The sequence below is a fragment of the Pseudarthrobacter adonitolis genome (assembly GCF_055412845.1).
This window is the reverse complement of record NZ_JBVAYW010000007.1, coordinates 60,699-71,781: the sequence shown is the minus strand read 5'-3', so window position 1 is coordinate 71,781 and position 11,083 is coordinate 60,699. Positions and strand designations below refer to the sequence as shown.

The 11,083-nt window shown below is 65.7% G+C and carries 10 protein-coding genes; 9 read left to right on the top strand and 1 reads right to left on the bottom strand.

What is annotated here, in order from left to right; all coding sequences use genetic code 11:
• The first annotated feature begins 58 nt into the window (after positions 1-58).
• Positions 59-829 (top strand): 4-hydroxy-tetrahydrodipicolinate reductase, encoded by a 771-nt coding sequence (dapB, locus tag ACZYZ4_RS09830; RefSeq protein ID WP_463860375.1) that lies wholly within the window; start codon positions 59-61, stop codon positions 827-829.
• 3 nt (positions 830-832) lie between these two features.
• A complete protein-coding gene (locus ACZYZ4_RS09825; RefSeq protein WP_463860374.1) occupies positions 833-1,312 on the top strand; it encodes a hypothetical protein in 480 nt (159 codons plus the stop codon).
• 53 nt (positions 1,313-1,365) lie between these two features.
• On the opposite strand, the gene ACZYZ4_RS09820 is transcribed toward ACZYZ4_RS09825, so the two are convergent.
• Entirely contained in the window at positions 1,366-2,601 is a 1,236-nt protein-coding gene (locus tag ACZYZ4_RS09820) for a heparan-alpha-glucosaminide N-acetyltransferase domain-containing protein (protein ID WP_463860372.1), read from the bottom strand.
• Between the two features lie 107 nt (positions 2,602-2,708).
• Between ACZYZ4_RS09820 and ACZYZ4_RS09815 the strand changes: the two genes are divergently transcribed.
• The 7 genes from ACZYZ4_RS09815 to ACZYZ4_RS09785 all read left to right on the top strand — a co-directional run bounded on the left by ACZYZ4_RS09815 (position 2,709) and on the right by ACZYZ4_RS09785 (position 10,969).
• Positions 2,709-3,245, top strand: coding sequence for a hypothetical protein (locus ACZYZ4_RS09815; protein WP_463860370.1), 537 nt, complete (start codon positions 2,709-2,711; stop codon positions 3,243-3,245).
• A 23-nt stretch (positions 3,246-3,268) separates the two neighbouring features.
• Positions 3,269-4,015: a carbon-nitrogen hydrolase family protein gene (locus tag ACZYZ4_RS09810; protein WP_463860368.1), complete on the top strand. Its 747-nt coding sequence runs from the start codon at positions 3,269-3,271 to the stop codon at positions 4,013-4,015.
• 126 nt (positions 4,016-4,141) lie between these two features.
• Complete coding sequence (dapA, locus tag ACZYZ4_RS09805; protein ID WP_463860366.1) at positions 4,142-5,050, top strand: 4-hydroxy-tetrahydrodipicolinate synthase; 909 nt, start codon at positions 4,142-4,144, stop codon at positions 5,048-5,050.
• Positions 5,051-5,091: 41 nt separating this feature from the next.
• Positions 5,092-6,783: a ribonuclease J gene (locus tag ACZYZ4_RS09800; protein WP_463860365.1), complete on the top strand. Its 1,692-nt coding sequence runs from the start codon at positions 5,092-5,094 to the stop codon at positions 6,781-6,783.
• 130 nt (positions 6,784-6,913) lie between these two features.
• Entirely contained in the window at positions 6,914-9,835 is a 2,922-nt protein-coding gene (locus ACZYZ4_RS09795) for an FtsK/SpoIIIE family DNA translocase (protein WP_463860363.1), read from the top strand.
• Positions 9,836-9,844: 9 nt separating this feature from the next.
• Positions 9,845-10,480 carry a CDP-diacylglycerol--glycerol-3-phosphate 3-phosphatidyltransferase gene (gene pgsA / locus ACZYZ4_RS09790; protein ID WP_463860361.1) on the top strand — a complete coding sequence of 212 codons (636 nt, stop codon included), beginning with the start codon at positions 9,845-9,847 and terminating at the stop codon, positions 10,478-10,480.
• Between the two features lie 9 nt (positions 10,481-10,489).
• Positions 10,490-10,969 (top strand): CinA family protein, encoded by a 480-nt coding sequence (locus tag ACZYZ4_RS09785; RefSeq protein ID WP_463860360.1) that lies wholly within the window; start codon positions 10,490-10,492, stop codon positions 10,967-10,969.
• The last annotated feature ends 114 nt before the right edge of the window (positions 10,970-11,083 follow it).

Genomic DNA, 11,083 nt, shown 5'->3' with positions numbered 1-11,083 from the left:
AGGTAACGAACAGCCTTCGGTTCAATCCCGCACGCGGCCCGACGGTAGGGTTAACGGCATGACCGAACAACTCTCCGTGCCCACCCGCGTGGCTGTCCTGGGCGCCAACGGGCGCATGGGCGCCGAAGCCGTTAAGGCCGTTGAAGCCGCCTCCGACCTGCTGCTCGTGGCCGCCCTGGGACGCGGCGACTCGCTGGACCAGCTGGCCACGTCGGGTGCCCACATTGTGGTGGACCTCACCGTCCCCGAAAGCACCGAAGCGAACGTCCGCTACGCCGTCGAGCATGGTATGCACGCAGTGGTGGGGACCACCGGCTGGGATGCCACCAGGCTCGCCGGACTGGAAGCACTGCTCGCGGAGAACCCGGAAACCGGAGTGCTGATCGCCCCCAACTTTGCCCTCGGTTCCGTGCTGGCCTCGGCCTTTGCCGCTAAGGCTTCCAAATATTTCGAGTCCGTGGAAATCATCGAACTGCACCACCCTCAAAAGGTTGATGCGCCGTCCGGGACCGCTGTCCGCACGGCCCAGCTGATTGCAGCCGAGCGCAAGGCTGCGGACGTTCCGCCCAGTCCTGACGCGACCAGCAGCGAACTCGCCGGCGCGCGGGGTTGCGACGTTGAGGGAGTCCGCATTCACAGCGTCCGGCTGCGCGGGCTGGTGGCCCACCAGGAGGTGCTGCTTGGCGGCCCGGGGGAGCAGTTGACCTTCCGCCACGATTCCTTTGACCGCGCCTCCTTTATGCCCGGAGTGCTGCTGGGCGTGCGCAACGTCGCCGCGCATCCGGGACTGACGGTGGGTCTGGACGGCTACCTGGACCTGGGGCTCTAGGCCGTGGGCGAGTTTTTTGCCGCGTTCCGGAAGAACCGCACCAAGATCTGGGTGGGTGCCGTAACGCTCCTGCTGGTCTTTTACCTGGTGGTGTCGTTCCAGCGTTCCGTGCTCTTGTTGCTGGACAGCAACCCCGCCGCCAAGGCCATTGGGGCCGCCTACCTGGTCCTCCCGGCCATCGGCGCCTGGGCCATGATCCGTGAACTGCTGTTCGGCGCACGCACGGAACAGATGGCGAAGGTCCTGGAGGCCGAAGGCGGTCTCCCGGTCGACGAACTCCCGCGCACACCCGCCGGCCGGATCGTCCGCTCGGCGGCGGATCTGGAATTCGAAAAGTACAAGGCCGAGGCTGAAGCGGCGCCCGGTGACTGGCGTTCGTGGTTCCGGCTCAGCTGCGCCTATGACGCTGCCGGCGACCGTAAACGCGCCCGCGCGTCCATGCGCGACGCCGTGAAGCTGTTCCGCGGCCAGGTTCCGGCGTAACAGCCTGCTTGTAACAGCCCGCTCTCTGCGGCGGGCGAATCCGCTGCGGCGAGCTAGCGCAGACCGGCTCGTTCGCCGCGCCCCAGCCGGTTGGCGGCATGGCCCACCAGCTCCAATGGGCCCCGCCATTTCACGAGCACAAACACGATACCCACGGCTATGGCCGTCGCGGCATGCGCCCAGTACATCCCCTCCTCAGTCCAGCCGGCGGGGAGCGGCTTCAGGTTGAACGCCGAAACCACCCAGACATGGGCTGAGTAGAGCGTGAGCGTCATGGCTCCCGCACCGCGCAGCGGCAGCAACAGGTCCAGGTCCAGCCAGTCAGCCAGCCTGCCGAGCAGGAGGCACACTCCGACGACAGCGGCTGCCACGCCGCAGGTGTGCACAAGATCCAGGGTGGTGGCCGAATGCGGCGCCGCGGCCGCCAGCCACCACCAGGATCCTTCCTGCCGGATTCCGGTGAGGTTGACCTGGAGGACACTGTCCAGCGGGTATCCGGGGGCGTTCAGGACCGCCTCCAGCGCGGCCTGGCCGCCCCAGCTCTCCATTGCGGCGGTGCCCCAAGCCTTGGCCAGTGCGGCCACCGCAGCGCCGCCGCAGAGCAGCAGGACAGGAACCATCGCCTTGGTGAGGGCCAGCCGGCCGATCACCAGGCCCACCAGCAGGTATGACAGCCACTGGAACACCGGGTAGTAGCCGGTCAGGAACAGGTCTCCCAGCAGGGGGAACGGCGTCGAAAGGTCTTCCCAGGACGGGTTGTGCCCCAGGTTCAGGGGCGGATTGGCCGCCATCAGCCAGGGGCGGAGCAGATAGGCGAGCACGGGGGAAACCACGATCCAGCCGACGGCCCACGCGCACAGCGCCCTCAGCTTCAGGCCAAGGAACGGCAGGACGCACAGGAACAGCAGCGCGTAATGGACCAGGATGATCGCAAGGTTCACTTCCAGCCCGCCCAGTGAGAGCCCGACGGCGGCAATCACCAGGGCGCGCAGTGCGATGCCGCGGCGGGCTGCTTTCAAGGAAGTACCTTCCGGAGGCACCTGCTTGCCGGTGGACAGCGCCAGGCCCACGCCCGCCAACACGGCAAACAGGGCTGCCGCCCGGCCGGAGAAAGTGAGGCCGATCCATGTGGGCGTGAGGTCGGCGTTTGCCTCGAAGGTGGGGAGCAAATGCGTGGCCATCATGCCAAGGAGCGCCAGCCCCCTGGCGGCGTCAATACCGCGGAGGCGGCCCGCAGCCTGTGAGGTTCGAGGCGCCCGTGAGGGTCTTGCCGGGGCACGGGACGTCATGAGGCGATGTTCTCACACCAACCTTTGTGGCGGCAGTCAAGAGCCGGCCGGAAACACGGTCTTATAGACCCTTGTGTTCGAATATATGTTCGAATAATATGGACACCATGCAAACCCCATCCCAGCCGCGACCGATTCCGGAATCCCCAACCGCCAGCGGATCGGTGCGCCCCACGCAGGATGCCCAGGACTCCGCCTCGGCACATCCTGCAGGTCTGATGAAAGCGATGAGCCCAGGAGTGGTGGACTTCCTCTTCCGGCAGCTCGTGGCAGGTCGACCCCCTGTGGACATCCAGTGGCAGGACGAAGGCGTCACACTCACCGCCCAGCCGGCGGGGGCGGAGCTGGCCCGCAGGTTGGCCGACACCGACCTCGACGCCCTGACCCCCACTGAGCTGTTCCACTACGTCCGGGCGGCACAGCGGCTCGCGGCCTGGGCTGAGGGGCTGCGGGAGGCTGCGGTGGACCGGTACTGCCAGCCGGGGAAGCCGCAGGATGGCGTGAGGCGGGCTGACGAGCCACCCGCTCAGTTGCGGAGCCCGGCTGAACTGCAGCACCCTCGTCAGCTGCAGCCCCCTGCTGAGTTGCCGCGTCTGGCTGAACTGCAGCGCCCTGCCAATCGGCGGCGCGGTTCCCTCGGCTAGGCGGACATCCCTAGGATAAGGAGGTGACTGATGCCCTGACCGTCTCTGCCGTGCAGTACCAGGCGCTGGAAGGCGGGATTGTCCCGAATGTGCAAGAACACGTCCGGCTGATCGAGGATGCCGAATCCCATGGTGCCCGGCTGGTGGTGTTCCCTGAGCTGTCATTGACGGGGTACAACCTGGCGCTACTGGCCGCTGACGACTCTTGGGTTCAACACATTGACCCACGACTGGGCGACCTCCACGAAATCTGCCGCCGGACCGGGATCACTGCCGTGGCAGGTGCTGCCTATCGGGAACCTGATGGGACGCCGCGACTCGCCAGCTTCGTGATCCACCCCGCTGGCACCATCGAACTTGGCTTCAAAACCCACCTCCACGGCCAAGAGCGGGAGGTCTTTGCCGCGGGTGACGGTGCCCTCCTGATCGAACTGGATGGCTGGAAGATTGCGCTGGCCATCTGCGCTGACGCCGCGGTTCCTGCCCACTCCACTGGGGCAGCCCAAGCCGGCGCGGATATCTATGCCGTATCGGCGCTGTACACGCTGGCGGAAGAACGGCGGCTTGCGCTGCATCTCGGAGCCAGGGCCATGGACAACCGGATGTTCGCCGTCCTGGCGAACCTTGGCGGATCCACCGTGCTGGGCCCCTCCTGCGGCCTCAGCGGGTTCTGGGGACCGGACGGCTTCGAACTGAAAAAGGCCGCCGGAACCGGAACTGAAGTGGTTACCGCCGTCCTGCAGCGGAGTGCATTGCGGAAATTCCGCTGACGCTGCGGGTGTCGGACTCCCACTGCGTGCTGACCGCAGTTCCTGGGGCATGGCAGCCCGCTATTTGACGCGTATCACGCCGCTCCCATTGTCCTAACCAGCCGCCGACAGGGTAACGTTTTTTCCATGCCTCACAAATCCGCCACCGCTCCTGCCCTTGGTACGCTCCTGACCGCCATGGTCACGCCCTTCACCAAGGATGGCGCCGTGGACTACAAGCAGGCAGCCGAGCTGGCCACCAAGCTTGTGGACGATGGCTGCGACGGCCTGGTCGTCACCGGGACTACCGGCGAAACGTCCACCCTCTCGGATGAAGAAAACCTTGGCATGTTCCGCGCTGTCAAGGAGGCCGTGGGAGACCGCGCCGCCATCGTCGCCGGCACCGGGACGAACGACACCGCACATTCAGTGCACCTCTCCCAGCAGGCGGCAGCGCTCGGCGTCGACGGCCTGCTGCTCGTCACGCCGTACTACAACAAGCCCAGCCAGGCCGGGGTCCGCGCGCACTTCGAGACCGTTGCGTCCGCAACGGACGTGCCCGTTATGCTCTATGACATTCCGGGCCGCTCCTCCATCGCGATCGAGCCCGAAACCATGATCCGCCTGGCGCAGCACCCGAACATCGTCGCTGTCAAGGATGCCAAAGCCGATTTTATGGCAGCCAGCCGCGTGATGGCAGAGACTAACCTGTACTTCTACTCGGGCGACGACGGACTGACCCTTCCGTGGATGTCCTTGGGCGCCGTCGGACTCGTGGGTGTCACAACCCACGTCGCAACGCGCCGCTTCCGCGAACTGATCGACGCCATCAACGCGAACGACCTCGAAACGGCGCGTAAGATCAACTTCGAGCTGCTGCCCGTCGTGCGGGCAACGATGACCCGCGTCCAGGGAGCCGTTGCAGCCAAACAAATTCTTAAATGGCAGGGAGTCCTGCCCAACTCGATTGTCCGTTTGCCCCTCGTGGAGCCGGACGAAGCCGAGATCGCAACCATCCGCGAGGATTTGGCGGAAGCGGGGCTGGTCTTTCCCTGAGGGCTAAGACCAGAACCCTTCCGCCTGGAAAGTAGTGCACTATGACCCAAACCGCCCTTCCCGGCCTTGTCACGCCTCCACGCCTGCCGCAAGGCACCCTTCGGATCGTTCCGCTGGGCGGACTGGGGGAGATCGGCCGGAACATGGCCGTGTTCGAAATCGACGGCAAACTGCTCATCGTGGACTGTGGTGTCCTCTTCCCGGAGGAAACACAGCCCGGCGTTGACCTGATCCTGCCCGATTTCTCCTACATTGAGAACCGTCTCGACGACATCGTGGCCGTTGTCCTTACCCACGGCCACGAGGACCACATCGGGGCCGTTCCCTACCTCCTGCGGCTCCGCGCCGACATCCCCCTGGTGGGCTCACAGCTGACGCTGGCCCTCATCGAGGCCAAGCTGCAGGAACACCGGATCCGTCCGTACACGATGACCGTTGAAGAGGGCCAGGTCGAAAAGTTTGGCCCCTTCGAATGCGAGTTTGTCGCGGTCAACCACTCCATCCCCGACGCACTGGCAGTGTTCATCCGCACGGCCGGCGGCACCGTCCTGCACACGGGCGACTTCAAGATGGACCAGCTGCCCTTGGATGGCCGGATCACCGACCTCCGTCACTTCGCCAAGCTGGGTGAAGAGGGCGTTGACCTCTTTATGTCCGACTCCACCAACGCCGACGTGCCAGGCTTCACCACCGCCGAGAAGGAAATCGGCCCCACGCTGGAACGGCTGTTCGGCCAGGCCACCAAGCGCATCATCGTGGCGTCCTTCTCCTCGCACGTCCACCGCGTCCAGCAGGTGCTTGACGCCGCCGCCAAGCACAACCGCAAGGTGGCCTTCGTGGGCCGCTCCATGGTCCGCAACATGGCCATCGCCGCCAAGCTGGGGTACCTCGACGTTCCCGAGGGTCTCCTCGTGGACATCAAGAACATCGACAGCCTGCCGGACAACCGCGTGGTCCTGATGTCCACTGGTTCCCAGGGCGAACCGATGGCCGCGCTTTCCCGCATGGCCAACGGCGACCACCGCGTAGTGGTGGGCGACGGCGACACCGTGATTCTGGCCTCCAGCCTCATCCCGGGCAACGAAAACGCCGTCTTCCGTATCATCAACGGCCTGCTCAAGCTCGGCGCGGACGTCATCCACAAGGGCAACGCCAAGGTGCACGTCTCCGGACACGCAGCCGCCGGCGAGCTGCTCTACTGCTACAACATCCTTGAGCCGCTCAACGCCATGCCCGTGCACGGCGAGACCCGCCACCTGATCGCCAACGGCAAGATCGCCATCGAGTCCGGCGTCCCCACCGCCAGCGTCATCCTTGCCGACAACGGCACCGTGATCGACCTCAAGGACCACCGCGCAGACGTGGTGGGCCAGGTTGAAGTGGGCTTTGTCTATGTGGACGGCTCCAGCGTCGGCGAAGTCACGGAAGCGGACCTCAAGGACCGCCAGACGCTCGGCGATGAAGGCTTCATCTCCATCATCACCGTCATCAACCGCACCACCGGCAAAGTGGTCTCCGGACCTGAGATCCACGCCCGCGGCGTGGCCGAGGACGATACGGTCTTCGACGAGATCATCCCGAAGATCAACGCCGCCCTGGAAGAAGCCGTGCTCAACCGCACGGATCACACCACCCACCAGCTCCAGCAGGTTGTCCGCCGCGTTGTCGGCACCTGGGTCAACCGCAAGCTGCGCCGCAAGCCCATGATCATCCCGGTGGTCCTCGAGGCGTAGCAGCCCCGAAGGCAAGCGGAATGGCAAAGGCCCGGTTCTTGTAGAACCGGGCCTTTCCCATCCGCAACATGAGGCCGGGAACAGCCGGAAATCCGCGGAAAACCGCGCCAGATCCGGTACCGTGGCTCGTATGGCCACTCGTACTACTCCCGCGCCCCGAGGCACCACTGGCGGCAAATCCAGCGCCAAATCAGGCGGCTCGGCGGGCCGCGGTGCAGGCGCCACAGCGTCCAGCCGCACCGGCAGCCGGGCGGGTTCCTCGGCGGGCACCGCACGCACCCGCCAGCTTCCCGCCGTCGAACAGCGGCAGCCCTGGCTCCTGCGCGTTGTAGGCGGCGCCTGGCTGGGCGTGGGACATCTGGTCGGCGGCGGAGTTCGCAGGATCGGCTCCGATGTCAGTGACCTGCCGGCAGAGGAACGCCGCGACGGCGCGGCCCTGTTTAACCTTGCCCTGGGCGTCTTCATCGCCACCTTCGCCTGGTGGGGAATGACCGGCTGGTTCCCCGACGCCGTTTACAGCGTGGTCAACGGCACCTTCGGCTGGATGTCACTGCTTTTGCCGCTGATGCTATTTGTGTGTGCCTTCCGGCTCTTCCGGCAGCCCGACGACGGCCGCGGAAACAACCGGGTGGGGATCGGTTTCCTCATCATGACCTTTGCCGGCTGCGGCCTTGCCCACGTCGTCGGCGGGCAGCCCACAGTTGCCGACGGCTTCGACGGCCTCCGCCAGGCCGGCGGTATGCTCGGCTTCCTGGCCGCCTCACCACTCGCGGCCATCCATGCGGCGGTGCCCGTTGTGGTCTACGGCCTGCTGGCCCTCGTCTCACTGCTCATCATCACCGCAACCCCCTTCGGAGCCATTCCGCGCCGGCTCCGGGCGGCGTATGAGCACCTGATGGGCCTGGACCTGCAGGAACCCGGCGACGCCGGGGACAGCCATGACCGCAGCTACCTCGAGGAAACGCAGGCGGCCGCTGCACCGCGGAAGAAGAAGCGCCGCTTCTTCGGTAAGGACGACGAGTCCGACGCCGGGCTGGAAGGCTACGTGGGCGACGAAGCCTTCGAGCACGCCGTCATTGACGACGACGAGGCCGACGCAAAATCAGGCCGCGGACCGCGCCCCGCTCCCGGCGTGCGCCGCCCCACCCAGGCGGAAATCGCTGTCGAGAAAATCAAAGCCGCACAGGGCCTCGGCGCTGTCGGAAGGGGTCCGGCAGAGGACAACGCCACCGAGGCCATCCCGTTGGTCACTCCCGGGATGGTGGCCGCGGGCTCACTCAACCCTGTCCCCGCCGCGGTTGCGCAGGTGCCGGCCAGGCCCGTCTCACCCGTGCCCCTGCCCGCGCCCATTCCGCAGCGGACCGAGCAACTCTCACTGGCGGGCGACGTCACCTACACGCTGCCGCCGTCGGATGTTCTGACCCCGGGCTCCATCCCCAAGGAGCGCACCGAAGCCAACGACGCGATTGTCGCTTCGCTGACCGAGACCCTCAACCAGTTCAACGTGGAGGCACAGGTCACCGGCTTCAGCCGCGGACCTACCGTCACGCGGTACGAGATCGAACTGTCGCCGGGCACCAAGGTGGAGCGCGTCACCGCCCTGTCCAAGAACATCTCCTACGCCGTGGCTTCCAGCGACGTCCGGATCCTCAGCCCCATCCCGGGCAAGTCCGCCATTGGAATCGAGATCCCCAACACGGACCGCGAGACCGTCTCCCTCGGTGACGTCCTCCGCAGCCAGAACGCCCGCCGGACCGACCACCCCATGGTGATGGGCGTCGGCAAGGACGTCGAAGGCGGCTACGTCGTGGCGAACCTCGCCAAAATGCCCCACCTGCTCGTCGCAGGGGCCACGGGCGCCGGTAAGTCCTCGTTCGTGAACTCCATGATCACCTCGATCCTCATGCGGGCAACCCCCGATGAGGTCCGCATGGTCATGGTGGACCCCAAGCGTGTGGAACTGACCGCCTACGAAGGCGTCCCGCACCTGATCACTCCCATCATCACCAACCCGAAGAAGGCTGCCGAGGCCCTGCAATGGGTGGTCCGCGAGATGGACGCCCGCTACGACGACCTCGCCAACTACGGGTTCAAGCACATCGATGACTTCAACAAGGCAGTCCGCGCCGGCAAGGTCCATCCGCCCGTGGACTCCAAGCGCGTCATCCGGCCGTACCCGTACCTGCTGGTGATCGTTGACGAGCTCGCCGACCTGATGATGGTGGCCCCGCGCGACGTCGAAGACTCCATCGTCCGCATCACCCAGCTGGCCCGTGCCGCCGGCATCCACCTGGTCCTGGCCACCCAGCGACCCTCCGTGGACGTCGTCACCGGCCTGATCAAGGCCAACGTGCCGTCCCGGATGGCCTTCGCCACGTCCTCCGTCACGGACTCCCGCGTGGTCCTTGACCAGCCCGGTGCCGAGAAGCTCATCGGCCAGGGCGATGCCCTGTTCCTGCCGATGGGTGCCTCCAAGGCCATGCGTGTCCAGGGCGCGTGGGTTACGGAGTCTGAAATCCACAAGGTCGTGGAACACGTCAAGGGCCAGCTGAAGGCCGTCTACCGTGACGACGTCGCCCCCGAAGCGCAGAAGAAGCAGATCGACGACGACATCGGGGACGACCTGGAGGTGCTGCTGCAGGCCACCGAACTGGTGGTCACCACCCAGTTCGGTTCGACGTCGATGCTCCAGCGCAAGCTCCGGGTGGGCTTCGCCAAGGCCGGACGGCTTATGGACCTGCTCGAGTCCAGGGGAGTGGTTGGCCCCTCCGAAGGGTCCAAGGCACGCGACGTCCTGGTGAAGCCGGACGACCTCGCTTCGGTGCTCGCAGCCATGAAGGGCCAGGACGCGCCGGCGGTTCCTGACTCGCAAACGGCGGCGCTCAGCGACAACGCCAACGCGAACATCGCCCAGGGCGGTTACGCGGAGGACCTCGTGCAGGCGGATCTGGACCAGCGTAGCCAGAAGGTTGAGTACTTCGACGGCGCCGATGGCACCTCGGGCGACGACGAGGACGGTTCTGAAGACGCGTGGTCACTCACCGGACGGTAGCCTAGGAGTGTGACTAGCACCGAAGCAACAGCCGCCGGCTCCAGCAGCCCCGGAATCTGGAATCTTCCCAACATCCTGACCATGCTGCGCATCGCCCTGGTGCCGTTCTTTGTCTGGTTCCTCCTCGTCGATGCTCCCGGGCTGAACAGCGAGTCAGGGCCCTGGCGCTGGGCCGCGGTGGTGGCGTTCGCCGTCGCCATCTACACTGACAAGCTCGACGGCGACATCGCCAGGAGTCGCGGCCTCGTCACCAATTTCGGCAAAATAGCTGACCCCATCGCCGACAAGCTCCTCATCGGCTCAGCGCTGGTGATGCTCTCCATCCTGAATGAACTGCCGTGGTGGGTCACCATCGTCATCCTCGTCAGGGAATGGGGCATCACCGCCCTTCGCTTCTTTGTCATCCGGTACGGTGTCATCCCGGCCTCGCGTGGAGGCAAGCTCAAGACCGTCGTTCAGACGGCCGCGATCTTCCTGTACCTCCTGCCACTCGGCGCGCTGGCACCGTGGCTTGTGTGGGTGGCTTTCGCAGTCATGATGGTGGCAGTACTGATCACGGTATGGACCGGCGTCGAATACGTCATTGAAGCCCTGCGAATTCGGTCACAGGGCAAACGGGCCGGAAAAACTACAGCTGAAAACTAGGGAGCCGACGTGACCAACCTTCACCACTTGGCGGAACAGACAGTCAAAAAGGCCCTCGAAATGGGCCGCACGGTAGCGACCGCGGAGTCGCTCACGGCGGGAATGGTCACCGCCGTTCTCGCCGATACAGCCGGAGCCTCAGGCATGCTCCAAGGCGGCGTGGTGGCCTACCAGAACTCCGTCAAAGTGGACGTCCTGGGCGTTCCGGCAGAGCTGCTGGCCACCGCCGGATCAGTTGACGGCGCCGTCGCAGCGGCCATGGCGGCCGGGGCCAGGAGTGCGCTGGCCGCTGACATCGGCGTCGCCACCACAGGGGTGGCCGGCCCGGAGGAACATGACGGCAAAGCGGTGGGGACCGTGTTCATTGGGGTTGCCACAGCAGACGGTGCGTCCTACGTCGAGTACGGCTTTACGGGTAACCGGGCAGAGATCCGCGGACAGGCTTGTGGTGCCGCGCTGGAAAGTCTGATCGCGTCCCTACCTTCCTGAAGCTACCGGGCGTAAAGTTGCCGGGAACAAATCCCGGTGCCCATTAGTTATTACATTGTGTCGCTTCCTGAGAGCGGAGGCGCCTAGGATGAATAAACCACGGTTCGCTCCACG